Raw genomic sequence first — 26514 nt, forward strand, 5'->3', positions numbered from 1 at the left:
TACAAGCGATGAACGACATCGCATGGCACCCGTCGATATGTGTGCGGACGCGCTCGTTTTCTGCAAAGCCGATCCGATACCCATGTCGTAAAAGTCCGCGCCAACGGGTTCCTGAAATGGGCTATCAGCGGCGAGACGAGGCATCGCGCGTTTGACGTGTCGCTCTCTGTAGCGGCGTGATGGCGCACTGGATGACTTCGTGCTTTCGATTTCGCGGCGCCTGTGCCGAAGCGTTGAGCCATGAATCGTGCCCTACCGCGGCGCGAGTCGCGGCTGCGCCCTGCCCCGATCGCGACCGGCAACGCCTCGGACACCATGATCAACCGTCATGCATGCTCCGATGCGCCGGACGAAACCCCGGACATGCTGCCAATCCAGCGCACTTGGGCGGACGGGACGCCTGATATCAGACCCGACGCCTCGTCTCGTCGCCAGTCGGTCTCGAGACACGCGCGGCCGATTCGGGCGACACCTCGAAAGAGGCTCTCGACATGTCTGTCCGCATGCGGCGCACAAAAAGGGCCGTCGCGCTGATACGCGCAAGCGGCCCGACAAGCGACGGCCGCCGGCTCCCCGGCGGTGCGCGGTACTGGCTAGGATTTCGTGCGAGTCCGCGCCAAGCGCGCCCTGCAATTGACGATGGGCGGCAAGACGAGGCGTAGTGCGCACCGTGCCGTTATTTGCACCAGCGGGCTACAACGCTGTATTGCCGTCGTGTTTTTGATTTTGGGGCGCTTGTCCCGAAGTGTTGGGCCACAAATCCCGCCCTGCGGCGTGGCGAGCCTGAATCGTGGCACGCCACGATCGGCGACTCGCGCCTTGCCGGACACACTGCGGCCTCTCAACGAAAAGGCGCTCGAACGAAACCTCAACAGGCCCTAGAACGACGTCCAGTTATCGTCGTCGTCGCTTTCTTCCGGCACGGCCTCTTCACGGGCCGGTGTCTTACGCTGCGGCGCCGTGGGCTTGGTGGTAGTGGTCGCGCCATGCGACTGTTTGGGCGCCGTGGCCGCCGCGGGCACACTCGACTGCATCACAGCCTCGCCGGCTGCGATCCGGAAGAAGGCCACCTGTGTCTTGAGCGCGCGTGCCTGCTCTTCCAGCGAGCGGCTGGCTGCCGCAGATTCCTCGACCAGAGACGCGTTCTCCTGCGTCATGCTGTCCATCTGGCTCACGGCCGTATTGACCTGTGTGATGCCTTCGGCCTGTTCCTTGCTGGCCGAGGCCATTTCCGAGACCAGATCGCTGACCTTGGTCACCGACTCGACAATCTCCTCGAGTGTCGTGCCCGACCGCGCGACCTCCTGCGAACCATCAGCCACCTTGGCGGTGCTGTCCTCGACGAGTTCCTTGATGTCCTTGGCTGCCGCCGCGCTGCGACTGGCCAGATTACGCACCTCGGTCGCCACCACGGCAAAGCCGCGGCCCTGCTCGCCGGCGCGAGCGGCCTCCACCGAGGCATTGAGCGCCAGGAGATTGGTCTGGAAGGCGATATCATCGATAAGGCCGACGATGTCGCTGATCTTGCGGCTCGACGCGCTGATCTCGTCCATCGCCGTCACGGCACGGCCGACGACTTCACCGCCGAGACGTGCCTGTCGTCGAACGTCCTGCGAGAGCTGATCGGCCTGGGCGGCGTTATCGGCATTCTGTTTCACCGTGGAGGTCATCTGCTCCATGGAAGCCGCGGTCTGTTCGAGGCTGGCGGCCTGTTCCTGCGTTCGGGTACTGAGCTCGTCGTTGCCGCTGGCGATCTGGCCGGCGCCGACACCGACCGACTCGGAGCTGTCGCGCACTTGACGCACCACGTCCGTCAGCCGGGACTGCATGTTCGACAGTGCTGCCAGCATCGCCCCGAATTCGTCCTTGAACGGATTGTCGATCTCGTTATCCAGCCGACCCTCGCTGATGGCCCCGACCACCGACCGGGCACGCGCCAGCGGAATGGTGATCATCCGCGCCAGCCAGATCGTGGTGGCGAATGTCAGCAACAGCACGATGCCGAGCAACACCATGACGAACAGCTCCTTGCGGTGCGCGCTTGTCAAAGCGGCCGCGTGCGCGGCCTCGGCCTGGGAAACCTGCGCATCTGCCAGATCATGCAAGTTGTTGCGAAGCGTTTCGAACGGCGAGGCGATACGCGACAGGTATAAAGTGTTGGCCTGCTCGTAGTTGCCCGACTGGGCCGCGCTGATGAAACGTTCCATCATCGAGGCGAACTCGTGATAGTTGTCGATCGCCTGGCGCGCTTCCAGCTTCTCCGACTCTGCCCGAATCTTGCCGGGATAATATTGGCCGAAGTTTGTCTCGATCTTCGGGTTCGCTTGTTCAAAGAACGACGCCAGGTCGCGGACGGCATCGTCATCGCGGTTCTTCAGTAATCGCAACGCCTTGGACTGAGTCTGGCCGAGCAGTGTATTGACGGCGGTCAGATAACGGAGCCCGAGCACGTTCTTCGAGAACATCCGATCCTCGGCCGCACTCGATTGCTTGAGTGCGACGACGGATGTCACGCCAAGAATGATCACGAGGATCAGGATGACACCAAAGCCCAACCCCATTTTGGCTTTGACGGTTCTGAAGAAATCCAGCATTGGAAAGACCTGATAAGCGCGTTGAAAAGAGACCGACGCCGACAACCTCTGGGTGGTCGCAGGCGACACTCGACGCGGCAACGCACGGCAGGTGGGCGACGCCATCAGACCGACGATCCGCGCGGTCCTGTTCTATCGGCCGATGCGCCATCAACTTGAGCGGCACGTAATGGGCGGATCCGGCGGGCAGTCGGCCATACGGGTACGTACCGCGTCGGATCCGACCGATGCGAATCGCCAACCGTTCGCGACGCGATCACCGCATGCCGTGGCTGCTGGTATCGGGCATGCACGCTGGCGTGCTGCGCGCTTTGCGGGTGCCTCGGCAAGCCGGACCGAGGCGGGCTGACCCGACTATGTCAGCGGATTGCCGGTGGCTGACATGTCCACGATCGGGCCATGACTGTCGGAGAATAGACCGGGCGTGTGGCTTGCCGGCAAGGATTTCATCACCGAAACCAGCTTGTCGGCGTACGCCGGATCGGTCGCATAACCGCCGTCCTGGAGCGCCCGGGCCGCGGCATCGGGCGTCGCTGCTTCACGTGCGGCGGCGTAGCGCGGCGAGTCGTTGATCAGCCGCGCATAGTCGGAAAACGCCTGATCGTAGGAATCATAGACGCGGAAACCGGCGCGGGTGGCCTGTTTCGTGCCGTCCGTGTATTCGTGCGTCGTGACTTGTGCCGTCGCGCCGTCCCAGCCGGTGGACTTGATGTTGAAGACATTGAAACTCGGTTGGCCCGAGTCGGTCGTGATCTCGTGCCGACCCCAGCCGGTCTCGAGCGCCGCCTGTGCCAGGATCAATTGGGGCGACAGCCCGGTTCGGCCGGCCGCCATGCGGGCCGGACCGCCCAGCTGATCGACGAACGCCCGCACCTTGGGCGACAACGCGTTGTCGAATACGTCGCGGACATCGTCGAGAGCGAACAGCGGCTCGGCCGGGCTCTGAGACATGCCCACCACGGGTGCGGTCTCGTGGCCGGTCATTGATGCGTGGTTCTGTCCACTGGCCGCGCGCTGAGCCTCGATCGCCGCCAGGGACTCCGACGGCGCCAGCGCGCGGGGCTTGGCTTCGGGCACGCCGCTCGCATTGGCCAGATCCGTCTCGCGCGGCGCGGACGCGGACGTCGCCCCCGCGCCGCCCAGTTGTTTCTCGAGCATCGTGGCCAGTCCGATGCCCCGCTGGGCCAGGGTCTGCGACCACTGTGCATCCATCATGTCCTGATACTGCTTGCTCGCCGACGAGTCGCCCAGCAGATGGGACAGCGGAATGGCCTTGCGCATGTTCGACAGCATCTGCTTGATGAACATGGCCTCGAACTGCTTGGCCGCTTCATGCCGGCCGGCATCCGGCTTGTGTGCCGCGGTGTACTTGAGCTTGTCCAGGCCGCTGACGTCGTAGGCCATCGCGCCACCGTTGGCAATATCGCCGGCCATCAGATCACCTCCAGATCGGCATTGAGCGCGCCGGCTGCCTTGAGTGCTTCGAGAATCGCCATCAGATCGACTGGCGTGGCACCGAGCCGGTTCAAGGCATCGATGACCTGCCGCAAGGATGTGCTCTGCGGCACGTAATTGAGCGAGCCGTCGTCCTGCTGCACGTTGATGTCGGCATTCGGCACCACGGCGGTCTGGCCGCCGGAAAGCGCATTGGGCTGCGAAACGATCGGGTTGGAGTCGATCGTCACCGACAGGCTGCCGTGCGCCACGGCGGCCTCGTCGAGCGTGACGCGCCCATTCATGACCACGGAGCCGGTCCGCGAATTGACGATCACGCGAGGCCGCGGCGTGCCTTGTTGTACGCGGATATCCTGGATCGCGGCGATGAAAGCCACTGTCGAGTCGATGCCCGAAGGCACGGCGATCGATATCAGACGTGAATTGTGCGCGGTCGCGATCCGCTGGCCGAAGCGGTCGTTCACGGCATTCATCGCCCGTGTGGCGGTCGCGAAATCGGCGTGCTTGAGTTCGAGATCGAGCGTGCCTTTATCGGCAAGCTTCGATTCGACCTTGCGCTCGACGACCGCGCCCTCGGGGATCCGTCCGGCCGCGGTCTGGTTCACCTGCACGCTCGACCCGGCGGCCTGCACACTCAGCCCCGGCGCCAGCACACTACCCTGCGCCAGCGCGTAGATATTGCCGTCGGCCCCCTTGAGCGGTGTCATCAGCAACGTGCCACCGGTCAGCGAATCGGCCGTGCCGATCGACGACACGGTTACGTCGATGTTCTGGCCGGTGGCCGCGAACGCCGGCAGGTCGGCAGTGACCATGACCGCTGCCACGTTCTTGAGCTGCATGTTCGTGCCACCGGCCACGGTCACGCCGAGCTGGGTGAGCATGTTGCGGATGGACTGGCCGGTGAACGGCGTCTGTGTGGTCTGGTCGCCCGTATTGTTCAGCCCCACGACCAGCCCGTAACCCACCAACGGGTTGGAGCGCACGCCGTCGAACGTCGCGATATCGCCGAGCCGCTGTGCGCTGGCACAGACATTGATGCCCATGACCAGACACACGCTGGCCAATGCGAACGCGACAGCGCGAATGAACCCCCATTTCATGACGACCCTCTTGCCTAGAACGGCGAAATATTGAGCAATGCGCGCTGCAACCATCCCATGTGCTGCGCTTCATCGATGTAACCGTCGCCGTAATACTCAAGCCGCGCATTGGCGACCTGGGACGACGTGACGGTGCTGTTGGCGCCGATCGTGCGTGGATTCACCACCCCGGAGAACAACAAGAATTCCGTCCCCTGATTGATGCCGATGCGTTTCTCGCCGGCCACCTGCAGATTGCCGTTGGGCAACACCTGCATGACGGTCACCGTAATCCGACCGGTGAACGTGTTCGATGCGTTGGCATCTCCCGAGCCCTGGAAATCATTCGTGCCGGAAATGTCGGTATCCTGTCGGCTGAGCCAGTTGCCGATCGCCGCCGGCACGGCCGTCGGGTTGAAGCCGACCGACCCCTGGCGACTGGCGTTGGCGGCCGAGGATTTCGTCGCCGACAGATCCTCGTTGAGCACGATCGTCAGAATATCGCCGACCTGACGCGGACGACGATCCTCGAACAACGGCTTGTTGTAGGCCGCCTGGAAGATCGAGCCATTGCTTTCCTGGCGTGGCGGCGGCTGCGGCTGCGCGGTCGTCGGCCCGGTGACGATGTCGTGACGTGGCAGCTGTGCACATCCGCCCAGCAACGAGACGACCGCGCCGGCCAGGAGCAGACCGCGTGCCATGGCCGGCCCGCGCCGGGCCACACTTGTCCAGAATGCCCGCACGATCAATCAGAGCTGCGACAGACGCTGCAGCATCTGGTCCGACGTTTCCACGGCCTTGGAGTTGATCTCGTAGGCGCGCTGGGTCGCGATCATGTCCACCATTTCCTCGACGACGTTGACGTTCGAGGTCTCCACGTACTTCTGGCGCAACAGCCCGGCCCCGTTGATGCCCGGCGGATTGTCGTTGCGCGGACCCGAGGCCGTGGTCTCCTTGTAGAGATTGTTGCCGATGCTCTGCAGACCGGCCGGATTGATGAACGTCGACAACTGCATCTGGCCGATTTCGTTGTTCTCGGCGCTGCCCGGCTGGGTCACGGACACGGTGCCGTCCTGGGCAACGCTGATCGACAGCGCGTTCTGCGGCACGGTGATGCCCGGCTCGACCGGAAAGCCCGACGCCGTGACAAGCTGACCGTTCCGATCGAGCTGGAAGCTGCCGTCTCGCGTATAGGAGGTCGTGCCGTCGGGCATCTGCACGGCAAAGAACCCCTTGCCTTCGATGGCAACATCCTTGGAATTACCGGTTTGCTCCAGACTGCCCTGGGTATGCAGACGCTCGTTGGCCATGGCCTGCACCCCGGAGCCGATCTGCAGACCGGACGGCAGATTCGTCTGCACCGACGATGAGGCGCCCGGCTGACGAACATCCTGATAGAGCAGATCCTGAAAGACCGGCCGCGATCGTTTGAAACCGTTCGTGGATACGTTGGCCAGATTGTTGGAGATCGTATCCAGTTTGGTCTGCTGGCTTTCCAGGCCCGTCTTGGCGATCCAGAGCGATCGAATCATGTTTTCCCCCGTTTGAACGACCGCGAAAAGCGATCGAAGGACTACCGAGACCGGCAGCCGTGCTGTGCGGTTTAGGTGACGTCGAGCAGCCGGTTGGCTGCACGGGCGTTGTCGTCGGCGGACGAGAGCATTTTCATCTGCATCTCGAACTGGCGTGCATCGCCGATCATGCTGACCATCGTTTCCGTGGGCGAGACATTGCTCGACTCCAGCGCACCGGAAACTAGCCGCACGGTGCCATCGAACGGCGCCGGGCCATCGTCCGGCGTACCCGGCGCGCCGCGCTGGAACAGCCCGTCACCCCGGCGATGCATGCCGTTGTCGCCCGCCCCGACCAGTTTGAGCTGGCCGACGTCTGTCATCGTGTTCGGCTCTTCGCCGCCACCCAGCGCCGAGATGGTGCCGTCGGCCGCGATCGATACAGTGGCATTCAGTGGCAACACGATCGGCTGACCGTTGCGGGACAGCACCGGCCGCCCTGCACTGCGCAACATGCCCGTGGCATCCATCTGCAGATTGCCGTTGCGGGTGTAGGCCTCGGATCCGTCGTCGGCCTGCACCGACAGCCAGCCGGCCCCGTCCACGGCCACATCCAGCGAACGGCCGGTGTGTTCGATCCCGCCCTGCGACAGATCGGCCTGGGGTGTGGTCTGCGCGGTGATCGCACGCGTGGCCAACCCGCCGCCGTTGACCGGGACCGCCCGGTACGCCGACAACTCGGCCTTGAAGCCGGTGGTCGAGGCATTCGCCAGGTTGTTGGCCACGACCGATTGCCGGTCCAGAATCTGGCTCGCGCCGGAAAGCGCGGTATAGATCAGACGATCCATGATGGCGTCCTAGTGGCGCGCGCCGATCAGCGCAGGTTGACCGCGGTCTGCAGAACCTGGTCTTGCGTCTTGATGGTCTGCGCATTGGCCTGGTAGTTGCGTTGCGAGACGATCATGTCGACGAGCTGTTGCGACAGATCCACGTTCGAGGACTCCAGCGTGCCGCCGCGCAGATCACCGAACTGGCCGCTGCCGGCCACACCCAGAGCCGGCTGGCCGGATTCGGCGGTTTCGGTCCAGGCGTTGCCGGAAACCGGCTGCAACCCGTTCTCGTTGCGAAAGCTGGCCAGTGCGACCTGTGCCAGGTTCACGGACTGACCGTTGTCGTAGCTGCCCGTCACCATGCCGTTGTCCTGAACGGTGACACCGGTCAACGCGCCGGAGGCGTAGCCGTCCTGCGACGGGTTGCCGGCCGAGAACGACTGCGCGGTCTGGGTCGAGCCGGCGAAATCGAAGCTGAAATCGATCGGCGCGGAACCGTTTCGCGCATTCAGGCTGTAGGCGACCCGCGAATCCGACAGGCCCTCGGCCTTGTTCGGCGTGGTCGCGTTCTGCAGGTTCCCGGCGCTGTCGAAGTTCAGCGTCGTGACCGGCAGCGACTGTGTGTAGGTCACCGTGCCGCCGGTATAGGGGCCGTTGCCGTTGTTGGTGGCACCGCTGACACGCGCGGTGTAATCCGTGCCGTCGATGGTCACCGCGTACGTGCCACTGGAGGCGGATTGCAGCTGCGCGACCGTGGCTGCGTCGAGATCACCGGCAGCATCGCCATTGGCCGGCACCTGGGAGGGTAGCGTGGCATCACTGCCCAGCGGCATCTGGCTGTTGACCTGCCACTGGTTCTCGCCGATCTTCGTGAAATACATGTTCACGCTGTGCGCGTTGCCCAGCGAGTCGTAGACCGTGTTCGGCGTGGACCAGTCGTAGGTGGTCGCATCCGTGGCATTGAAGTTATCGCCCGACTTGATCTCGGTGCCCGCGTTCAGCGCAGCCGGCAAGGACGCCAGACTGGTCGCCCGCGCATTCAGGCCCTCGTTGGGCAGCTGAATCACCTGCGGCGTACCGCCGGCATTGACCGTCGCAGACGCATTCGGGTCGTTGAAATTCGACACGTTGTAGCCCGTCAGCAACGCACCGCTGCTGTTGGCCAGCGTGCCATTGCGGGTCTGCTGGAACTGGCCGTCACGCGAGTACTGCGTGGTGCCGTTGTTCGACAGCCGGAAGAAACCGCCGCCATCGATCGCCACATCGAGATTCCGATCGGTGGTCGACAACGAGCCGGTCGCGAAATTCTGTGAAATGCCGGCCACCGAAACGCCGAGACCGGTTCGTGCATTGGCGTAGATATCGGCGAACTGCGTGCTCGACGACTTGTAGCCGGTCGTCTGCGAGTTGGCGATGTTGTTGCCGATGTTGTCGAGATCGGCCGAAGCAGCCTTCAGGCCGCTGATACCCTGCGTGAATCCCATGTCCCCACCCTCGTGTCTGTAGATGCAAAGCGTGCCCAGTATCGGGCGCGTCGCGTGTTTTCAATCATGCGAACAGCGGTTGTTTCGCGCGCTTTTTCGTGCGAAGAACACGCCGGTTCGTGCCGACGGTCGCCCGCAGTCATTTGAGATGCCCTCGTCAGAGGATCTGATACACGTCGTCGAGCGCGATCAGGCCGCTCGGCCCGAGATCGAGCTGCGGGCCGGACTGTCCGGCGACCACACCATTGACATACCCGGTTTCCAGCGGCCTTGCCTTGATGGCCTCGCCCTGGCTGTCGATAGCTGTGATGTTCACCTTGTAGCGGCCCGGATCGACTTTCGCATCGCTCGGGTCCTTGCCGTCCCATGAAAAGGACTGCACCCCGGCCGGCTGGTTGGCGTAATCCGACTTGTGGACCACGTTGCCGGCATCGTCGGTGATCGTGATCGACATTTCCGCGGCGTTCTTGGGCAGGTCGACGCCGAACGCGGTCGCCGTGCCGTCATCGCCAACCTTGACACCCTGACCGGGCACGAGCACCTGGTGGCCGATCAAAGCGCTGGCCTGCAGCTGCTGCGACTTGTCGATCTGCCCGTTGATCTGATTGAGCGTGTCGTTGAGATCGTTGATACCGGTGACGGTATTGATCTGCGCAATCTGCGACGTGACCTTGGAATTGTCCGTCGGATTCAACGGATCCTGATTCTTCATCTGGGCGACGAGCAGCGTCAGGAATCGGTTGCTCAGATCCTGGGTGCGCTGTCCGGCCGACGTCGATGTCGAGTCGCTGCGCGTATGGGGTGTCCGTGATGCGGCATCGGCCGCAGCCTTCGAGCCGGGGCTCGAATACAGAGAGGTCAGGGAATCGGCTGGCATGGCGATGAGCTCCTACTCCCCGAGAGTGAGCGTGCGCAGCGCCAGATCCTTGGCGGTGCTGAGCACGTTCACGTTAGCTTCGTAGGATCGCGCCGACGAGATCATGTTGACCATCTCGTCGGTGGGATTGACGTTGGGCATCTGGACGTAGCCCTGCGCGTTGGCCAATGGACTGTCCGGACGGTACTCCTGACGAAACGGCGCCGGATTCTCGCGCACGCCGGCCACGGCAACACCGCCCACTTGCGAACCCGCGGCCGATGCCACCTGAAACTCGACTTCCTTGCCACGATAAGGCTCGCCGTTCGGGCCGGCGACGCTGTCGGCGTTGGCCATGTTGCTGGCCGCGACATTCATCCGCTGGGATTGCGCGGTCAGCGCCGAACCGGCGATGCCGAAAATATTGTTGACTGCCATGAATTCCCCCTTCGATTACGATCGCTCTCAGCGACTCGGCTCCATCGCGGCCTTGAGACCCTTGATCTGGCTGCCGAGGATCTGCAGATCGGCTCGGTAGTGCACGGCGTTGTCCATGTACTGGACACGTTCGGTGTTCATATCGACCGTGTTGCCGTCCAGGCTGGGCTGATCCGGATTGCGGTAGGCGAGATCGACACCGGCCGCACCGGATGTCGACGGCGCCTGCCCCGCGATATGGCCGCGCTCGGTAGTGGCCAGCGCCAGTCCGGCGCCGGATCCGACCTGCGAGCCGGTCTGGCTGGCTTCCATGGCCGCATCGAGCGACGAGGCGAAGTCGAAGTCCCGCGCCTTGTAGCCGGGGGTATCGCTGTTGGCGATGTTCGAGGCCAGCACTTTCTGACGCTCCGCGCGCAGATTCAGTGCCTGGCTGTAGAAACCCAGCGATTCAGTGAGACGGTCGATCATCGTATTCCCTCGTGCCGACGACAGCGCTTACTCTAAGGCGGCGCGTGCCGTGGTGATCGCGTGATAAGCCTCCCGGTTTGTGCGCTAATCCCGCGATGAGCCATCCCGGATCACGCACTAGACTTGCGCCATGTCGAAGAATCGAAGGACCGTGCGCGGTGTTGGGCTGGTCGCACTCGCCCTGGGCTCGATGCTGGCCGCACCGTTGGCCGCACAGGCCGGCGACCACGAGGCCCTGTCCAGCCGCATTCAGGATTTCCTGCACGCCGAAAACGCCGGCGTCGGGGATCATGTGACCGTGGACATCAACACCCCACTGGCCAATCTGAAGGGCTGCCGCGACGCGCAGCCTTTTCTTCCCGGGCGGGCTAACCGGACCACGGGCCGCATCACCGTGGGCCTGCATTGCAGCGGCGGTGGCGAGGAGACGCGCTATGTCCAGGCCGATGTCCGCGTTTTCGGCACTTATTATGTCGCCAGCCGTGATATCCAGACGGGGCGTACTCTGGAGGCCGGCGATCTGACCCCCCGGGACGGCGACATCACCCGCAATCTGGACCGTCTGCCCGCCAATGAAAAAGCCATCATCGGCCAGCAGGCAAGGCGACGGATCGGGGAATCCCAGGCCATCGTGGCCAACATGCTCACGGCTCCCGACCTGATCCGACGCGGCGAACGCGTCAAGATCGTGTCTCGCGGGCCGGGGTTTTCGATCACCACGCGCGGACGCGCACTCGACAATGCCGCCGCCGGCACCAGCCTGCGGGTTCGCACCGACAACGGCACGGTGATTTCCGGCATCCCGCGGAGCGCCGGCGTGGTCGTCATTTCGCCCTGACTCGCAGTGTCGGGTGTATCGTCCGAGCTGGCCGCGAGCAGGTGGGCTTCTTCCCGCAGCGGCAGCACGGCCGCCTCACAGGGTCGGCCGCAATGGATCGAGATGGATGATTCCACTCCAATCGCGTTGAATTGCGACATCGTGACTTAAGTTTCATCGCGCCCAGCCGTTATCATCGACAGTCACATGCCGACTGGCCCTTTCGGCCAAGGAAACCGACGTTCCCATGGACCCGATCAACAATAACTCCGTCCATCGCATCACCCCCGGCACCGGCCTGGATTCGACGGCCACCACACGGCGCGCGGATTCCGTGCGATCGGACACGCCGAACCCGAGCAGCGATGCCAGTCATCTGAATCGGCTTTCGACCGGCGATACCAGTCAGGATATCGATACGGCGCGCGTGGCCGAGATTCGTCAAGGCATCGCCGACGGTACACTGACCTTCGACAGCGGGCGTATTGCCGACGGCCTCATCGCCAGCGCGCGTGAACTGGCCGGCGACGACTGATCCGCGATGACGCTCGCCGCCGATTACGCCGCGCACCTCACACGCCAGGATATCGCCGTCCAGGCTTTTCTCGACGTGCTCGAGCGCGAGCGGGTCGCACTGGCAGCACGGCCCGTGGTCTACGCGGCACTCGCCGAAGCCACCGAGGCCAAGACACAACAGATTGCTGCCCTCGAAACCATGGAACGTGAGCGCGGTCATCTGATTGCGGCCGCTCTCAAGGCCGACGAACAGGTCAGTGATGCCGACATGGCAGCGCGGCTGGGGTGCAGCGAACTCTGGGCCGACTTGAGCGAACGCGTGGCCCGTGCCCGAAACCAGAACGCCATCAATGGCATGGCGATACAGAATCGTCTCGACTACACCGAGACACGTCTTGCCTTCGTTCGCCGCAATGTGTCCGGCTCACTTTATGCACCGGATGGCCGTCGACAGGCCGGCGGCACCGGGCGCTCGCTAGGCGGCGCGTAAACAGCGCGTCATGACCCGGCCGACGCAGCCGGGCAAGCAATTACTGAAAATCAACGACGAGCTGGATATGTCCGGCCCGAAGCACCGGGGATATCGGCCCTGTGCCCGGCGCGGCCAGCACCAGCCGAAAAGGCGTCGCCACTGCAAGGCCTGCGAACGCCTCCGATGTGCCGCGCGCCTTGCTTGCATCGATACAGCGTCCGGCTGCACACAAGCGCGCCGAGAGTCGCGGGCCGGGTCGATCGTAGCCATACGTCCAGTGCACCCGGTGTATGCCGTCGCCGGCGATCGGTGTGGTCGGCCTTGGCTTGAGCACCGGCGAGACATAGCGCTGGCCGTGATACCGCAGCGTCGGCAGTGCCGCTTCGGCAACCCAGCTGCCCGCCGCGGTCGCCGCAACCGGCGCGGCCAGGCCAATCGTGGCTACCGCCACCTGCCACGCTGCCAACCGGCTCATCCGCCCTGGCCGATCAGACGCGCCACCCGCAAGCGCCGGTCATCGGGAATTTCCGCCTGCGAGAGCACCACCAGCGAATCGATGCTGCGACGCAGGAACCGCGCCAGCAGCGGCCGGAGGTCGTGCTTGACCACGAGCACGGGTGATACACCGCTGTCGGCCTGCGCACGTGCGGCCTGCTCGGTCTGATCGATCAGCGTCTGAGCCAGACCCGGCTCGATGCCGCCCCCGTTGCTGAGTGCCTGTGAGAGCATCTGCTCCAGTCGGGCGTCGAGACCGATGACATCGATCTGCTTGTCCGCGCCGAACCACGATTCGACGATCGCCGCGCCGAGTGCCACACGCACGGCCGCGGTCAGCGCATCGCTGTCGGTGGTGTGGGCGCCGTGCACGGCCAGCGTGTCCAGAATCCGTCGCATGTCGCGGATCGAGACCTGCTCCGCGAGCAGATTTTCGAGAATCACGGTCAGGGTCGCCAACGGAATCGGTTTCGGAACGACCTCGTCGACCAGATCGGGATAATCCTTCTTCACGCGTTCGAGCAGCTGACTGACCTCGGTCCGGCCGAGCATCGCGGCCGCGTTCGTCGACAACAGATGATTGATATGCGTGGTCACCACTGTCGCGGCGTCGACGACCGTGAAACCGCGAGCCTCGGCGCTGTCGCGCTTGTCCGGCTCGATCCAGGTTGCCGGCAGGCCGAAGGCCGGATCCTGGCCGGCTCGGCCTTCCAGTTCACCAACGGCTCCGCCCGGATCGATCGCCAGGAACTGACCGACATAGGCTTCTCCCCGACCGATCTCGACACCGTTGAGCGTGACCCGATAATCATGGGGCGCAAAATCCAGATTGTCGCGAATATGCACGACAGGCGGCAGGAATCCGACCTCGGCCGCGAATTTCTTGCGAATGCCACGAATCCGTCGCAACAGCTCGCCATCCTGCGCCGCGTCGACCAGGCCGATCAGGCGGTAGCCGACCTCGAGGCCGAGCGGGTCCACGAGCTGCACATCATCCCAGCTCGCCTCCTCGGCCGCGGCACTGGCTGAAGCGGCTGGAACAGCTTCGCTGGTCTGTGACTCACGGGCCCGTGCTTCGCGGTGCAGCCACCAGCCAATGCCGGCCAGCGCGGCCGTGAACAGGAGAAACATCATGTTCGGCATGCCGGGCACCAGGCCCAGCAGCCCCAGTACGCCGGCCGCCAGAAACATGACTTTCGGGTTGTTGAACAGCTGTCCGATGAGCTGCTGGCCGACATCCTGCTCGCTGGCCACTCGTGAGACCGTCACGCCGGCGGCGGTGGAAATCACCAGGGCCGGGACCTGGGCGACGAGACCGTCGCCGATGGTCAGAATCGTATAGGTCTTGGCCGCACCGGACATGCTCATGCCGTGCTGGGCGATGCCGACGATCAGCCCACCGATGAGGTTGATCCCCATGATCAGAATGCCGGCGATGGCATCGCCACGCACGAATTTACTGGCCCCGTCCATTGAGCCATAGAAATCGGCCTCCATGGCCGTTTCCTCGCGTCGCGACTTCGCGGTCTTTTCGTCGATCAGACCGGCATTGAGATCGGCATCGATAGCCATCTGCTTGCCGGGCAATGCGTCGAGCGTGAAGCGTGCGCCCACCTCCGCGATACGCCCGGCCCCCTTGGTGATCACCATGAAATTGATCACGATCAGGATCAGAAACACGATCAGGCCGACCGCGAGATTGCCGCCGACCAGGAACTCGCCGAACGATTCAATCACCTGTCCGGCGGCCCCGGCGCCCTCGTGGCCGTTCATCAGCACCACACGGGTCGAAGCCACGTTGAGCGACAGCCGCAGCAGCGTGGCGAACAACAAAACCGCCGGAAACGCCAGGAAATCCAGCGGTTTCGTGGTGAACATCGATACCAGCAACACCATCACCGACAGTGCGATGTTGAAAGTGAACAGCACGTCGAGGACGAACGGCGGCAGCGGCAGGATCATCATCGCCATGATCATGATGATCAGCAGCGGCCCGGCGAGCATCTTGTAGGGGCCGGGCTGGTCCAGGCCGCTGCGGCCGAGCCAGGCAGTCAAGGTATTCATGAGGAGCTGTCGTCTCCGGCAGGCACCGCCAGTTCGGGCGGCACATCGATATGGTCGGGAACGGCCGGCGCGGCGTCGCCTTCGCGGCTGGCCCGATCAAGCTGATACACCCAGGCCAGGACTTCGGCCACCGCGCCGTAGAGTGCCGCCGGGATCTCGGCGTCGAGATCGGCGTGCCGATACAACGCGCGCGCCAGTGGCGGTGCCGCCAGGCGAGGAATGTGATGTTCAGCCGCCCTTTCGCGAATACGCGTGGCGACCTCATCCGCGCCCTTGGCCACGACGCGCGGGGCGCCCATTCGATCCCCGTCGTAGGCCAGTGCCACCGCGTAGGTACTCGGGTTGGTGACGACCACATCGGCCTCCGGCACCGCCGCCATCATGCGCTGTCGTGCCATGCGCTGCTGCTGCTCGCGAACACGTGCCTTGATCTGCGGGTCGCCCTCGTTCTCTTTGTTCTCGTCCTTGATCTCCTTGAGGCTCATGCGCAGCTTTTTCTGGTGGTTCCAGAGTTGGAACGGCACGTCGATGCCCACCACCACCACAAATACCAGCACCATCAGCGCACAGCAGAAGATGACCAGGCGCAGGGCATGCACGATCGCAGTCGCCGGATCCGCACCGGCCAGATCCAGCAGTTCACCGATATGAACGTAGACGAACCCGGCAGCCACGGAGCCGATCAACACCGACTTGGCTACGGCCTTGGCCAGTTCCGCAACGGCATTGGCCGAAAAGACGCGCCCCAGCCCCTTGATCGCATTGAGCCGGTTGACGTCGAACTTCAGCGACTTGGCCGAGATCAGCCACCCACCGAGCAGATTAGGCGCAACGATTGCGACGACCACCAGCACGACGAATAACGGCGCGATCCCACGGGCGACCGCAAAGAACTGTGCCACCACATGCGACATCATGCGCGCCGGGTCATGTGCAATGGCTGGACTGAAGCCGAGCCCGGAGCGCCCGACGGTCATCACCGAGTCGATCAGCCAGCCGGAGGTCAACCAGAGTCCGGCGAGACCGGTGGCCAGCAGCAAAAACGTGGTCAGCTCGCGCGAACGGGCGACCTGCCCTTCCTCACGCGCCTTTTCCAGGCGCTGCGGTGTCGGGTCTTCTGTCTTTTCCTCGTCGCTGCCCTCGGCCATCTCGAACGCCCCCTCAACCCGGCGCGATTATGCCGAGACACAGGGATGCGACGAACCGCGAACTGCGTTCGCTAATGCGCGCTTATCGACCGATGTCGTACCACGCGACCGCCGTGGCAGGCCCGAGACGGCCGAATCCGGCTCGGGCGTGTCGTCCGAAGATCGACAGCCCGCCCCAGCGGCACACCGATCGCCGCGAGCACGACGTGGTATGCGCCACGTGAAAGAACAATCACGCCGGATTGCCGCCGCCTGGCTGTAGGCCCCTCATAGTGGCGCCCGGCCGCGACACCATGGCGCGTTGCAGGTCTTGCCTGAAGCTGCCGGCCGGGCAATGCGGCTATCCATCTATCTCCTGACGACGGGCTCTAGAAACCAAGCTCGTCGAGCAGATCGTCCACCTGGGCCTGGTTGGTAACCACGTCGGTCTTCTCCGTGACGTTGATCTGAGGCCCGTTCAGCAGGCCCGACTCGTCGTCGGCCTGGTCCGCATCACGCCGATCACGGTATTCGGCGGCTTCGGGCATGTGTTCGATCAACACTTCCACGAGCTGGCTTTCGATGCGACGGATCACCCCGACCAGCTTGCCAACCACCTGACCGGTCAGATCCTGGAAATCCTGCGCCATCATGATTTCATGGAGTTGCGCATTGATTTCGCGGGTCTGTGCCGGCAGCTGTTGCAGATAGCTGCGCGTATCGGCAACGAGCTCGCGGGCGTCGGACAAATCCTCGGGCGCCTCGAACCAACGGTCCCAGCGTGCTGACAGGGCCTGGGCGTCCTCGGACAGGCTGGCCTGAACCGGTTTCGCGACCTCAATCGCGGCTAGCGCCCGCTCGGCAGCGGCTTCGGTGGTTTCGGCGATATAGGCCAGCCGGTCACGCGCATCCGGGATCGCGCGGGCAGCCTGCTCGACCTCCTTGTCCAGTCCCAGCTCACACATGCTGTCCCGCAGTGCACGGGTCAGTTGACCGATGCGATCGATCAATTCGCCGTTCTGCGTCTCAGCGGATGTCGTCGGGCGATCGTTGTCGCTCATGGCTGTCTCTCGAGGCCGAAAATGGAAATCACAGGCCGTGTTTTTCGAAAATCTTGTTCATCTTCTCTTCGAGCGTGGCAGCCGTGAACGGTTTGACGACATAGCCACTGGCACCGGCCTGGGCGGCGGCCACGATATTCTCCTTCTTGGCCTCGGCGGTGACCATCAGTACCGGCAGATGCTTGAGCGCATCATCGGCACGAATCCGTTTGAGCATTTCCAGGCCATCCAGGTTCGGCATGTTCCAGTCCGAGACCACGAACTGGAACGTGCCGCCGCCGAGCTTGTTCAGTGCTTCGGCGCCGTCCTCGGCTTCTTCGATGTTGTGATAGCCCAGCTCCTTGAGCAGGTTGCGCACGATGCGGCGCATGGTCGAGAAATCGTCGACCACCAGAATTTGCAGATCGGCCGTGGCCATTTCAGTCTCCGTCGAACAACAGTTGATCGTATATATCGGCCGGGCGGTTCAAATCCGTATGGCACGCCCGGCCTCGGCGGCCACGGACAGCGCCTTGGGCCCGATTTCGTCGATGCCGAGCTCATGGCTGGCGCCGCCACGGGCGACCGCCTCGGCCGGCATGCCATAGACCACCGACGTCGCCCGGTCCTGCGCGATCGTCACCGCGCCGGCGGTGCGCATGGCCACCATGCCATCGGCGCCGTCATCGCCCATGCCGGTCAGCAATATGCCAATCGCATTGCCCCCCGCACATTCGGCCACCGAGTGGAACAGCACGTCGACCGCCGGCCGGTGACGATTGACCGGTGGACTCGAGACCAGCGCGATCACGTAGTTGGCGCCGCTGCGCGCGATGCGCATGTGGGTCGCCCCGCCCGGCGCAATGTAGGCGTGCCCGGGCAGCACACGCTGACCGTCGCAGGCTTCGGTAACCGTCAAGGCACACAGCGAATCGAGACGACGGGCGAAGGAGTCCGTAAAACCGGCCGGCATGTGCTGGGTGATCACGATCGCCGGCGCATTGGCCGGCATCGGCACCAGCAGCCGGCGCAGCGCTTCCGTACCGCCGGTCGAGGCACCGATGGCGAGCAGTTTTTCGCTGGAAGTCGTCACGGCCTGCAGTCGGGCCGGCGTGGCCTGGCGTGTGCGTGCCGTCGGGCGGGCACGGGCCGCGATCCGAAGCTTGTCCACGATGTCGGCACCGGCCTGGGCGAGGCCATCTCGGATGTTGACCTTCGGCTTGGCCACGAAATCGATCGCCCCGAGTTCGAGTGCCTGGAGCGTCGCCTCGGAGCCGCGTTCGGTCAGCGACGAGACCATGACCACCGGCATCGGCCGCAGACGCATCAACTTTTCGAGAAAATCCAGCCCATCCATGCGCGGCATCTCGACATCGAGTGTCAGCACGTCTGGATTGTGGCGCTTGATCAATTCCCGTGCGGCATAGGGATCGGGCGCGGTGGCCACCATCGTCATGTCGGGCTCGGCGTCGACGATCGCGCTCAGCAGACGGCGCATCAGGGCCGAATCGTCGACGGCCAGTACCTTGATCGGTTCACTCATGTCGTTGCTCCCGAAACGGTTTCTGAAACGGCCCTGGCCAGATGTCGTTCGCGGGCAGCAAGCTCGGACGTCACGCCTCGCAGACAGCGCACCCGGGCGATTCCGGTGCCAGCGTGATACTGAAGCTGGCGCGGCCAGACGCCGCCGAGATCCTCGGCCCGGATCGGGATGCGCGCCTCGGCGAGAAACGTCCGTGCGAATTCGGCGTTCAACGCCCCGATCCGGGCATGGCGCATGTCGGTCAGTACATTGGCGCCGCCGAATATCTTGGCTTCCAGGCCGGCCTGTCGCGCACCGCGCGCCAGCAACGCATCAACGAGTCGCTGGGTCGCATGACGGCCGTAGACCATGCTTTGCGCCGCGTCGTCGACGGTCGTATCGGGCAGCATGAAATGATTCATGCCGGCCATGCCCGTGCCCGAATCGCGCAGGCAAACCGCCACACAGGAACCCAGCACCGTAGTCAGGACGAATGGCTGATCAGTGACGTAATACTCTTTCGGCAACAGCTTGATGTGCGTTTCGCCGTGTTCGCCGACGTATTGACGGCTCGCCAGATCGATATCGACTGCTGTCATCGCGGCCCGCCTCGCAGCCGATAGACCGTTTGTCCGCGCAGGACGAACGGGTTGTCGAAATAGCTGAAATTCTCCGAGTGGCCGGCAAACAGCAGACCGTCCGGCTTGAGATGATCCGCGAACCGTTGGAGCACTCGCTGCTGCGTCGGTTTGTCGAAATAGATCATGAGATTGCGACAGAAGATGGCGTCGTACGGGCCACGCAGTGGCCAGTGATCACTGACCAGATTGAGCGGCGCGAATCGGACCCGCGGCCGCAGCTCGGGTGCAATGCGTGCCAGACCGGCCCGCGCACTCGTACCGCGCAGGAAGAACCGCTTGCGGCGTTGGTCGCTAAGCTTGTTCACCGCCGCCAACGGGTAGATGCCGGCCCGGGCCACGGCCAGCGCCCGGGTGTCGATGTCCGTGGCCAGGATCTCGCCCTGCCCGGCGGCGGTGCCGAGCGTCTCGGCAAGCGTCATCGCGATCGACCAAGGCTCTTCGCCGGTCGAGGCTGCACAGCACCAGACCGAGACCGGACGGCTGCAGCGTGCGACATGCTCGGCCAGAAGCGGGAAATGATGGGCCTCCCGAAAGAACGACGTGAGATTGGTCGTGAGCGCATTGACGAAATGCTCCCACTCCGGATGCGCTGCATCCTGCTCGAGCGGCGCCAGATAATCGGCAAAACGCTGACGCCCCGCCAGGCGCACGCGACGTGCCAGGCGGCTGTAGGCCATTTCCTGCTTGCGCTCGGACAGCGCGATGCCGGCGCGCTCGCCGATCATACGCTGCAGCCGCCGGAAATCCTCCACCGTGAACGCGAGGTCGCGGCCCGCGGATGTCGCTTCGGTTTCGTCGGCCTCGATGACGTGGGGCATGCTCGATTACCGTAATCGCCGCCCGCTCTAAGCGGTTTCGGACTCGATCGAATCGACCAGCGCCATTTCGCGGCTGGTCATCATGGCGTCGGCGTCGATCAGGATGAGCATCCGATCCTCCAGGCTGGCCAGACCCTGTAGATACGCTGTATCAACCTGGGCACCGAACTCCGGCGCCGGCCGGATCTGATCGCTCGACAGCGACGTCACGTCGCTGACCGAATCGACCACCATACCCACGATGCGCTCACCGATGTTCAGAACGATCACCACTGTATGGGCGGTGTAATCGGCCTCGGCCAAGGCGAACTTCACACGCAGATCGACGATCGGTACGATCGCGCCGCGCAGATTCGTCACCCCCTTGATGAAGGCCGGCACATTGGCGATACGGGTGATGTTCGAGTACCCGCGGATCTCCTGCACCTTCAGGATATCCACGGCGTACTCCTCACCGCCCAGCGTGAACACCAGGACTTCGCGTGTATCGGCTTCGGTCGCGGCAATCGGATCAGTCATGGACAGGACTCTCCAGGGTCTCGTGAGTGGTCGTCGCGCGAGACGGCGACAGCGGCGCCGGGCGCGTCATGGCGGTGGTGCGGGCGAGCGCCGTCGCATCGAGAATGAGGGCGACGCTACCGTCGCCGAGGATCGTGGCCGCGGACACGCCCGCAACCTTTCTGAAATGGGTTTCCAGATTCTTGACGACGACCTGCTGCTGACCGAGGAGTTCGTCGACGAACAGGGCAAAACGCCGCGACTCGCTGGTCACGACGACCACGATGCCGCGATCCAGCTCGGTCTGCGCATCCGGGATATCGAACACGCGATGCAGTTCGATGAGCCGCAGGTATTCGCCACGCACTTCGATGACGTGGCCGTCGGCGGCAACGGTGCGCACATCCGAAGGCGCAACGCGCATGGATTCCAAGATCGCGCCGAGCGGCAGAATGAAGACCTCGCCGCCGGCTCGGACTGCCATGCCATCCATGATGGCCAGCGTCAGCGGCAGGATCACGCGGACCGTGGTCCCGACACCGGGCGACGAGCGCAGATCAACATGTCCGCCGAGACGGGTGATGTTGCGCTTGACCACGTCCATGCCCACACCGCGGCCGGACACGTCGCTCACTGCGTCGGCAGTCGAGAAGCCCGGGGCGAAAATGAGCTGCCAGACTTCGCTGTCAGGCATGTCGTCGGCGATCGACAGGCCGCTGCTCCGTGCCTTCGCGAGAATGCGTTCGCGGGACAGGCCGGCCCCGTCATCGGCAATCTCGATGACGATGTTACCGCCTTCGTGTCGTGCCGAGAGCGTGAGCTGGCCTGCTTCCGGCTTGCCAGCGGCCAGACGCGTCGCGGCGTCCTCGATGCCATGATCGAGACTGTTGCGCACCAAGTGCGTCATCGGATCCATGATCCGTTCGATCAGGCCCTTGTCGAGTTCGGTGGCCCCGCCCAGCGTCTGCAGATTGACGCGCTTGCCGAGTTTGGCCCCCAGATCTCGAATCAAGCGCGGGAACCGATTGAACGCGAAGTCCATCGGCACCATGCGCATCGACATCACGGCTTCCTGCAGGTCGCGGGCATTGTGTGCGAGCTGGCTCAGGCCGGCCAGCAGTGCTTCGCCACGTTCGCGTTCCAGATCACCGGCCGCCCGGTCGAGCATGGACTGCGTGATGACCAACTCGCCCACCAGATTGATGATGTGGTCGATCTTGTCGGTCGGCACGCGGATCGAGGTCGAATCCGAGCCTCCCGAGTCCTTCGCACCACTCGTACGGGCCGGCGGCGCCGTGGCCGGTGGCGTGCCCGTGCTCGCCTCATCCGATGCCGCATCAGACGATCCGGTTGCCACATCGCCGGCTTGTTTGTCGTTGGCCCGATCGACACTGTCGGCCGGCGCCACGGATTCCACCGTCACGCGGGTGACATCCGCCTCGAAACCGAGCACGGCCACGACGTCCGCAATCGCCAGATCGCTCGTCAGGTCAACCGTCCAGGCCTCACCGTCGACGCGTGGCGCGCCGACATCTCCGAGCGTTGCAAGCTCGGCGCAGAGACTATTTTGCGTGGCGACGTCCACATCCCGCACCGTGACGCGCAGCATCGGCGCTGGCGGCCTCTCGCCGGCGGTCTCGATCACGATCTGATCGGCATCGACGATGAAACACAGCACGGCGATGATGTCATCATCGGCGGCCGTGGTTGTCAGCGAGAGCGCTAGCGCGTCCGTCCTCGGGGAACGGCGATCAGCGACTGTACCGAACAGCGCCAGCTCCTCGGCCAGCAGATCCGCTTCGCCGTCCTTGATCCCGGTGATCGTGATAGAAAGCCGGCGCGAATCGTCGCATCTCACCTCGGCCGCGGCATCCGGCGATACATCATCGGACGGGCCGTCGGCCGGCGTGCCTTGCTTGTCGTTTGCAATCCGTTCCAACACGTCGCAGACCCGACGCGCCGCCTCGGCGTCGGGCACACCACCTTCCCGGTATGCCTCGACCTGGCCCTTGAGCACATCGCCGGCCTCTAGCAATCGATCGACAGCCGACCGATCGAGCCAGACTTCGCCTCGACGCGCCAGGTCGAGGAGATTCTCCATCCGGTGCGTGGTGTTCTGCAACGCGTCGAAACCGAACGTGCCCGCCCCACCCTTGATCGAATGCGCGGCCCGGAAAATCGCGTTGAGCGCCTCGAGGTCCGGCGCACTCGTGTCCAGCTCGACGAGCAGACGTTCCATCTCCTCGAGCAGCTCGGTGGCCTCCTCGAAGAAAGTGTCGTAGAAATCGCTGCCGTCCATGCGCGTCTTGTATCTCGTTGTACCGTGCGTCGCTGCGGGCGCGTGCGCCCGCTACCCCTGAATATCGTCCGTCACGCTCGGAACTTTAGGCGCCACCCAGCCCAGAACGGCGCCGGCCGCGGGCATACGCGGCGCGACGTCGGCTTCCGGCGTGGCACGGGCGGTCGTCGTGGGCGCGGCCTCGCGCGCCGGACCTTCTTCGATGCGGCGCTGAGCCCGATCGTTGAGCAACAGGATGCTGATGCGCCGATTAAGCGGCGAATCGGGCTGATCGCCCGCAACATGATCGGTATCCGCAGCACCGATCACCCGCAGCAGTTTGGTGGGCACCATCCCACCGGTGACCAGCGCCCGTCGCGCCGCATTCGCTCTATCAGCAGACAATTCCCAGTTGCTGTAGGCCTGTGGGCCGCTCGCATACGGCAGGTCATCGGTATGGCCGGTGATGGTGATTTTGTTCTTCACGCTCGACAGGGTGCCGGCAAGCCGTTCGAGCAACAGGGCGATATCCGGTTCGAGCCGGGCGCTGCCGCGTTTGAACATCGGGCGTCGCCGCGAGTCGAAGATCTGAAGACGTAGACCGTCCGGGACCATCTCGATTCGGACTTGCGAGGACATCCGGCTGAGCTTGGGATCCTGTTCGATCTGCGCCTGGATCTCGGCACGCAGACGCGCCAGTCGCCGATCGTCGGCGTGATAGTTCGTCGCCCTCGGCGAGGTCAGCGCAACCTCCCCGTCCGAATGGACCGGATCGTCGCCGCCCCCGGGAATCGCACTGTTGCTCGCGGATTGCCGATCACCGCCGGCCAGGGCGACCTTGAGCGGCGTTCGGAAGTACTCGCCGACGTTTTCAAGCTGGGAGTCGTTCAGCCCGGACAACAGCCACATGACCAGGAAAAAAGCCATCAGCGCCGTCATGAAATCGGCATAGGCGATCTTCCAGGTGCCGTGGGCGGCATGACGCGTATGGCGCTTACGCCGGATGACGATAGGACGCCGATCGCCGGAGTTATTGCTCATGAGGATGTCTGCGCGCCACCGGAACCGGAACGCACGTCTCTGACATGGGTCTCGAGTTCGGAGAACGTCGGTCGTTCGGCCGAAAACAATGCCTTGCGCCCGAATTCGATCGCCAACGGCGGCGCGTAGCCGTTGAGATGCGCCAGCAGGGTGACCTTGATGGTCTGCAACACCTTGACGACATCATCGGTATGGGTCCGCAGACGCGAGGCCAGTGGCGAGACGAAACCATAGGCCAGCAGAATGCCCAGAAACGTCCCGACCATGGCATGTGCGATCAGTGGCCCGATGCCGGCCGGCTCCAGCGAGGCATGGCCGAGTGCGTGCACGACCCCCATCACGGCCGCAACGATACCGAATGCCGGCAACGAGTCCCCCATGGTGGCCAAGCCGTGCGCCGGCACTTCGGCCTCTTGCTGGAAGGTCTCGATCTCGTGGTCCATCAGTGCCTCGATTTCGAAGGCATCCATGTTGCCGCTGATCATCAGGCGCAGATAATCGCTGATGAAAGCCATGATCAGCGGGTCGGCCAGCAATTTGGGATAGCTGGCGAACAGGCTGCTGTTCGCCGGATCCTCGATATCAGTCTCCAGCGCCATCGTGCCCTGCTGACGTGCTTTGGCCATCAACAGATAGAGCAGCGTCATCAGATCGAGACAGGTGGACTTGTTGTAGCGATGTCCGTGCAGCAACTTCGGGAACACCCGAATCATCGCGGAGACGCCCTTGCCGTTGGTCGAGGCCAGATAGGCCCCGAGGCCGGCCCCGAGGATAATGATCAGCTCCGCAGGCTGATACAGCACGCCCATATAGCCACCGACGAGCGCGTATCCGCCGAGCACGGAGGCAATGACAACGATAAAGCCGGCTAAGACAAGCACTTGGACACCTCTCGCGATCGCCCGGATCGCGTTGCACAACCATGGGAGCTGCAGGGCTTAACGGCGCTGGCCGGCAGAACTTGAATAGCGTCCGCGGGACCGAACCGGCTTGTCGCACGCGACATCGACGCGGGCGGAACCGACGACTGATCAGCGGTCGGTCAAACGACGACGCGCGAGCCGGCACCCCGTTCGCGGCTCTCGGCTCGGCGATAGCGGTCGATCAGGTGACGCGACGCCCGATCGACGGCGCTGCCTTCGCGCGCGCCGATGCCCGTGCATCCCCTAGGGCCCGTTGATGTGTCGTGCGAGTCCGCGCCAAGCGCTGTTTTGCGGCAAGACGAGGCGTAGTGCGCGCCGTGCCGCCATTCTGCACCAGCGATCTCCAACGCGGCGCTCGAACGAAACGCCAACAGGCTCTAGTGCATTGGCTCCGCGGCCGTCTTGTCGCGTGTCTTCTTCCGAGTCTTGCCGGCACGCGACGGCGGGTTACAGATACCGCAGACGAAATCGTGATCGAGGCTCAGCGCATGGTTGACGAAATTGCCCCGGCAGCGCTGACAGCTCGACAACGTCATCATGTCGCTTTCGAAGAACCGCACCAGCATCCAGGCACGCGTTAGCCCGAGGACCGGCTTGCCATCCTCACCGAGCGAAACCTGCTCCAGATAGAGCCGATAGGCACTCACAACCGAGCTGATGCGATCCCGGTCGGGATGCCCCAACAATGACAAATATATGTTGTAAAACAACGACGAATGGATATTCGGTAGCCAGGTCACGTACCAGTCCGTCGAGAACGGCAGCATCCCCTTGGGCGGCGATTCGCCGTGGATCTCCTTGTAGAGATTGATGAGGCGTCGCCGACTGATCACGGTCTCGGCTCTAAGCACCTGCAGGCGCGCGCCGAGCTGGATCATCTCGATCGCCAAGCTGATCTGTCGCCCTTCATCGACGACGCTCTTTTCTGCCATATGGTCCCCCCCGGGAAAACGGCAATAAAACGAATCACTCGTTATTTCGCCCGGCCTCGTGAGGCTCGGGCGATGTGGTGTTCTCGTGATCGGTGGCACGTCGCGCGGTCTCGCGCCGATCCTCTCCGGATCGACGTTCAGTCTCGCGCCGCTCGACGCCGTTCGGCGGGCCATCATCCTGAAGTCGCCGATCTCCCTGGCGTCGGTCTTCTCGACGCCGATCGTTGGCAGCCCTTCGTTCGTTGCTACCGAGCAGTATCGCAGCATGAACCTGACGCATGTCCTCGTTCGCCGTGGCGCGAATCAAGGAATCCAGCTGGTCGGCGTCCTCGAGCGAAAAATGACAGAGCAACTGATTGCAACGGGCCAGTGACGCGAGTTCGGTGACGCTGACGCTGGTCAGCAGATCGGCCATTTCGTCGTCGATCTTCAGCCGAAACATGGCGGTCTCGCGATCGGCACCGATCAGACGCTGCATCAGTAACAGATAGGACAGATTGACCTGACGAATGTCCTCAAGCAGTTGTTCTAGTTTCAACGATCACCTCGTGCCTTGCATCGTGCGATTGCGACAAAAGACAACCAATCGCACGTTTTTTACTCGATACCCGAGCA

Annotated in this window: 27 protein-coding genes; 3 read left to right on the top strand and 24 right to left on the bottom strand. The window is 63.8% G+C overall.

Translation table 11 applies throughout. From position 1 onward, the window contains the following. Positions 1 to 878: 878 nt before the first annotated feature. From D3260_RS01005 to flgB, 10 genes are all read right to left on the bottom strand, one after another. Entirely contained in the window at positions 879 to 2594 is a 1716-nt protein-coding gene (locus D3260_RS01005) for a methyl-accepting chemotaxis protein (protein WP_120096674.1), read from the bottom strand. A 354-nt stretch (positions 2595 to 2948) separates the two neighbouring features. Further along, the gene (gene flgJ, locus D3260_RS01015; RefSeq protein ID WP_120096677.1) at positions 2949 to 4028 is read right to left on the bottom strand and encodes a flagellar assembly peptidoglycan hydrolase FlgJ; all 1080 of its coding nucleotides are present in this window, start codon (positions 4026 to 4028) and stop codon (positions 2949 to 2951) included. Continuing rightward, positions 4028 to 5149 (bottom strand): flagellar basal body P-ring protein FlgI, encoded by a 1122-nt coding sequence (locus D3260_RS01020; protein WP_120096678.1) that lies wholly within the window; start codon positions 5147 to 5149, stop codon positions 4028 to 4030. Before D3260_RS01020 ends, flgJ begins: the two co-directional genes overlap by 1 nt. A 14-nt stretch (positions 5150 to 5163) precedes the next feature. Continuing rightward, positions 5164 to 5829 (bottom strand): flagellar basal body L-ring protein FlgH, encoded by a 666-nt coding sequence (locus D3260_RS01025; protein ID WP_120096923.1) that lies wholly within the window; start codon positions 5827 to 5829, stop codon positions 5164 to 5166. A 48-nt stretch (positions 5830 to 5877) separates the two neighbouring features. After that, positions 5878 to 6660 (bottom strand): flagellar basal-body rod protein FlgG, encoded by a 783-nt coding sequence (gene flgG / locus D3260_RS01030; protein ID WP_120096680.1) that lies wholly within the window; start codon positions 6658 to 6660, stop codon positions 5878 to 5880. A 71-nt stretch (positions 6661 to 6731) separates the two neighbouring features. Further along, positions 6732 to 7487 (bottom strand): flagellar basal body rod protein FlgF, encoded by a 756-nt coding sequence (locus tag D3260_RS01035; RefSeq protein WP_120096681.1) that lies wholly within the window; start codon positions 7485 to 7487, stop codon positions 6732 to 6734. 26 nt (positions 7488 to 7513) lie between these two features. After that, positions 7514 to 8953, bottom strand: coding sequence for a flagellar hook-basal body complex protein (locus D3260_RS01040; RefSeq protein ID WP_120096683.1), 1440 nt, complete (start codon positions 8951 to 8953; stop codon positions 7514 to 7516). 157 nt (positions 8954 to 9110) lie between these two features. Further along, positions 9111 to 9830 (bottom strand): flagellar hook assembly protein FlgD, encoded by a 720-nt coding sequence (locus D3260_RS01045; protein ID WP_120096684.1) that lies wholly within the window; start codon positions 9828 to 9830, stop codon positions 9111 to 9113. A 12-nt stretch (positions 9831 to 9842) separates the two neighbouring features. Next, on the bottom strand, positions 9843 to 10247 hold the full coding sequence (flgC, locus tag D3260_RS01050; protein ID WP_120096686.1) for a flagellar basal body rod protein FlgC: 405 nt from the start codon (positions 10245 to 10247) through the stop codon (positions 9843 to 9845). Between the two features lie 27 nt (positions 10248 to 10274). Next, entirely contained in the window at positions 10275 to 10715 is a 441-nt protein-coding gene (gene flgB, locus D3260_RS01055) for a flagellar basal body rod protein FlgB (RefSeq protein ID WP_120096687.1), read from the bottom strand. Between the two features lie 130 nt (positions 10716 to 10845). Here flgB and flgA point away from each other — a divergent pair, with 130 nt between their 5' ends. From flgA to D3260_RS01070, 3 genes are all read left to right on the top strand, one after another. Beyond that, positions 10846 to 11553, top strand: coding sequence for a flagellar basal body P-ring formation chaperone FlgA (gene flgA / locus D3260_RS01060; RefSeq protein WP_120096689.1), 708 nt, complete (start codon positions 10846 to 10848; stop codon positions 11551 to 11553). A gap of 226 nt (positions 11554 to 11779) precedes the next feature. Then, entirely contained in the window at positions 11780 to 12067 is a 288-nt protein-coding gene (gene flgM, locus D3260_RS01065) for a flagellar biosynthesis anti-sigma factor FlgM (protein WP_120096690.1), read from the top strand. 6 nt (positions 12068 to 12073) lie between these two features. Continuing rightward, positions 12074 to 12538: a flagella synthesis protein FlgN gene (locus tag D3260_RS01070; protein WP_120096692.1), complete on the top strand. Its 465-nt coding sequence runs from the start codon at positions 12074 to 12076 to the stop codon at positions 12536 to 12538. A 40-nt stretch (positions 12539 to 12578) separates the two neighbouring features. Here the strand turns inward: D3260_RS01070 and D3260_RS01075 are convergent, their stop codons facing one another. The 14 genes from D3260_RS01075 to flhD all read right to left on the bottom strand — a co-directional run bounded on the left by D3260_RS01075 (position 12579) and on the right by flhD (position 26437). Continuing rightward, on the bottom strand, positions 12579 to 12995 hold the full coding sequence (locus tag D3260_RS01075; RefSeq protein WP_120096693.1) for a flagellar protein FlhE: 417 nt from the start codon (positions 12993 to 12995) through the stop codon (positions 12579 to 12581). After that, positions 12992 to 15079 (bottom strand): flagellar biosynthesis protein FlhA, encoded by a 2088-nt coding sequence (gene flhA, locus D3260_RS01080; RefSeq protein WP_120096695.1) that lies wholly within the window; start codon positions 15077 to 15079, stop codon positions 12992 to 12994. Before flhA ends, D3260_RS01075 begins: the two co-directional genes overlap by 4 nt. Next, on the bottom strand, positions 15076 to 16227 hold the full coding sequence (flhB, locus tag D3260_RS01085) for a flagellar biosynthesis protein FlhB (protein ID WP_120096696.1): 1152 nt from the start codon (positions 16225 to 16227) through the stop codon (positions 15076 to 15078). Before flhB ends, flhA begins: the two co-directional genes overlap by 4 nt. A 368-nt stretch (positions 16228 to 16595) precedes the next feature. Beyond that, on the bottom strand, positions 16596 to 17267 hold the full coding sequence (gene cheZ / locus D3260_RS01090; protein WP_120096698.1) for a protein phosphatase CheZ: 672 nt from the start codon (positions 17265 to 17267) through the stop codon (positions 16596 to 16598). Between the two features lie 28 nt (positions 17268 to 17295). After that, positions 17296 to 17685 (bottom strand): chemotaxis response regulator CheY, encoded by a 390-nt coding sequence (gene cheY / locus D3260_RS01095; protein WP_120096700.1) that lies wholly within the window; start codon positions 17683 to 17685, stop codon positions 17296 to 17298. Between the two features lie 48 nt (positions 17686 to 17733). Further along, positions 17734 to 18789: a chemotaxis response regulator protein-glutamate methylesterase gene (locus D3260_RS01100; protein WP_120096701.1), complete on the bottom strand. Its 1056-nt coding sequence runs from the start codon at positions 18787 to 18789 to the stop codon at positions 17734 to 17736. Further along, on the bottom strand, positions 18786 to 19367 hold the full coding sequence (locus D3260_RS01105) for a chemoreceptor glutamine deamidase CheD (protein WP_120096703.1): 582 nt from the start codon (positions 19365 to 19367) through the stop codon (positions 18786 to 18788). The genes D3260_RS01100 and D3260_RS01105 overlap by 4 nt, the downstream gene beginning before the upstream one ends. Next, positions 19364 to 20227, bottom strand: a complete 864-nt coding sequence (locus D3260_RS01110) for a CheR family methyltransferase (protein WP_120096704.1) — start codon at positions 20225 to 20227, stop codon at positions 19364 to 19366. The genes D3260_RS01105 and D3260_RS01110 overlap by 4 nt, the downstream gene beginning before the upstream one ends. Before the next feature lie 27 nt (positions 20228 to 20254). After that, a complete protein-coding gene (locus D3260_RS01115) occupies positions 20255 to 20746 on the bottom strand; it encodes a chemotaxis protein CheW (RefSeq protein ID WP_120096706.1) in 492 nt (163 codons plus the stop codon). Next, on the bottom strand, positions 20739 to 23024 hold the full coding sequence (locus tag D3260_RS01120; protein ID WP_120096708.1) for a chemotaxis protein CheW: 2286 nt from the start codon (positions 23022 to 23024) through the stop codon (positions 20739 to 20741). Before D3260_RS01120 ends, D3260_RS01115 begins: the two co-directional genes overlap by 8 nt. A 51-nt stretch (positions 23025 to 23075) precedes the next feature. Then, positions 23076 to 24044 carry a flagellar motor protein MotB gene (gene motB, locus D3260_RS01125; RefSeq protein WP_120096709.1) on the bottom strand — a complete coding sequence of 323 codons (969 nt, stop codon included), beginning with the start codon at positions 24042 to 24044 and terminating at the stop codon, positions 23076 to 23078. Continuing rightward, a complete protein-coding gene (gene motA, locus D3260_RS01130; protein WP_120096711.1) occupies positions 24041 to 24925 on the bottom strand; it encodes a flagellar motor stator protein MotA in 885 nt (294 codons plus the stop codon). Before motA ends, motB begins: the two co-directional genes overlap by 4 nt. Before the next feature lie 419 nt (positions 24926 to 25344). Then, positions 25345 to 25899, bottom strand: coding sequence for a flagellar transcriptional regulator FlhC (flhC, locus tag D3260_RS01135; RefSeq protein WP_120096713.1), 555 nt, complete (start codon positions 25897 to 25899; stop codon positions 25345 to 25347). 34 nt (positions 25900 to 25933) lie between these two features. After that, the gene (gene flhD / locus D3260_RS01140; protein ID WP_120096714.1) at positions 25934 to 26437 is read right to left on the bottom strand and encodes a flagellar transcriptional regulator FlhD; all 504 of its coding nucleotides are present in this window, start codon (positions 26435 to 26437) and stop codon (positions 25934 to 25936) included. Positions 26438 to 26514 lie beyond the last annotated feature (77 nt).

This window comes from Salinisphaera sp. Q1T1-3 (assembly GCF_003602005.1).
Lineage (GTDB): Bacteria > Pseudomonadota > Gammaproteobacteria > Nevskiales > Salinisphaeraceae > Salinisphaera.

What these genes read in the sequence shown, in the direction of transcription:
- D3260_RS01005 (WP_120096674.1), bottom strand. Translation starts at nt 2,594, where the DNA reads ATGCTGGATTTCTTCAGAACCGTCAAAGCCAAAATGGGGTTGGGCTTT.
- flgJ (WP_120096677.1), bottom strand. Translation starts at nt 4,028, where the DNA reads ATGGCCGGCGATATTGCCAACGGTGGCGCGATGGCCTACGACGTCAGC.
- D3260_RS01020 (WP_120096678.1), bottom strand. Translation starts at nt 5,149, where the DNA reads ATGAAATGGGGGTTCATTCGCGCTGTCGCGTTCGCATTGGCCAGCGTG.
- D3260_RS01025 (WP_120096923.1), bottom strand. Translation starts at nt 5,829, where the DNA reads ATGGCACGCGGTCTGCTCCTGGCCGGCGCGGTCGTCTCGTTGCTGGGC.
- flgG (WP_120096680.1), bottom strand. Translation starts at nt 6,660, where the DNA reads ATGATTCGATCGCTCTGGATCGCCAAGACGGGCCTGGAAAGCCAGCAG.
- D3260_RS01035 (WP_120096681.1), bottom strand. Translation starts at nt 7,487, where the DNA reads ATGGATCGTCTGATCTATACCGCGCTTTCCGGCGCGAGCCAGATTCTG.
- D3260_RS01040 (WP_120096683.1), bottom strand. Translation starts at nt 8,953, where the DNA reads ATGGGATTCACGCAGGGTATCAGCGGCCTGAAGGCTGCTTCGGCCGAT.
- D3260_RS01045 (WP_120096684.1), bottom strand. Translation starts at nt 9,830, where the DNA reads ATGCCAGCCGATTCCCTGACCTCTCTGTATTCGAGCCCCGGCTCGAAG.
- flgC (WP_120096686.1), bottom strand. Translation starts at nt 10,247, where the DNA reads ATGGCAGTCAACAATATTTTCGGCATCGCCGGTTCGGCGCTGACCGCG.
- flgB (WP_120096687.1), bottom strand. Translation starts at nt 10,715, where the DNA reads ATGATCGACCGTCTCACTGAATCGCTGGGTTTCTACAGCCAGGCACTG.
- flgA (WP_120096689.1), top strand. Translation starts at nt 10,846, where the DNA reads ATGTCGAAGAATCGAAGGACCGTGCGCGGTGTTGGGCTGGTCGCACTC.
- flgM (WP_120096690.1), top strand. Translation starts at nt 11,780, where the DNA reads ATGGACCCGATCAACAATAACTCCGTCCATCGCATCACCCCCGGCACC.
- D3260_RS01070 (WP_120096692.1), top strand. Translation starts at nt 12,074, where the DNA reads ATGACGCTCGCCGCCGATTACGCCGCGCACCTCACACGCCAGGATATC.
- D3260_RS01075 (WP_120096693.1), bottom strand. Translation starts at nt 12,995, where the DNA reads ATGAGCCGGTTGGCAGCGTGGCAGGTGGCGGTAGCCACGATTGGCCTG.
- flhA (WP_120096695.1), bottom strand. Translation starts at nt 15,079, where the DNA reads ATGAATACCTTGACTGCCTGGCTCGGCCGCAGCGGCCTGGACCAGCCC.
- flhB (WP_120096696.1), bottom strand. Translation starts at nt 16,227, where the DNA reads ATGGCCGAGGGCAGCGACGAGGAAAAGACAGAAGACCCGACACCGCAG.
- cheZ (WP_120096698.1), bottom strand. Translation starts at nt 17,267, where the DNA reads ATGAGCGACAACGATCGCCCGACGACATCCGCTGAGACGCAGAACGGC.
- cheY (WP_120096700.1), bottom strand. Translation starts at nt 17,685, where the DNA reads ATGGCCACGGCCGATCTGCAAATTCTGGTGGTCGACGATTTCTCGACC.
- D3260_RS01100 (WP_120096701.1), bottom strand. Translation starts at nt 18,789, where the DNA reads ATGAGTGAACCGATCAAGGTACTGGCCGTCGACGATTCGGCCCTGATG.
- D3260_RS01105 (WP_120096703.1), bottom strand. Translation starts at nt 19,367, where the DNA reads ATGACAGCAGTCGATATCGATCTGGCGAGCCGTCAATACGTCGGCGAA.
- D3260_RS01110 (WP_120096704.1), bottom strand. Translation starts at nt 20,227, where the DNA reads ATGCCCCACGTCATCGAGGCCGACGAAACCGAAGCGACATCCGCGGGC.
- D3260_RS01115 (WP_120096706.1), bottom strand. Translation starts at nt 20,746, where the DNA reads ATGACTGATCCGATTGCCGCGACCGAAGCCGATACACGCGAAGTCCTG.
- D3260_RS01120 (WP_120096708.1), bottom strand. Translation starts at nt 23,024, where the DNA reads ATGGACGGCAGCGATTTCTACGACACTTTCTTCGAGGAGGCCACCGAG.
- motB (WP_120096709.1), bottom strand. Translation starts at nt 24,044, where the DNA reads ATGAGCAATAACTCCGGCGATCGGCGTCCTATCGTCATCCGGCGTAAG.
- flhC (WP_120096713.1), bottom strand. Translation starts at nt 25,899, where the DNA reads ATGGCAGAAAAGAGCGTCGTCGATGAAGGGCGACAGATCAGCTTGGCG.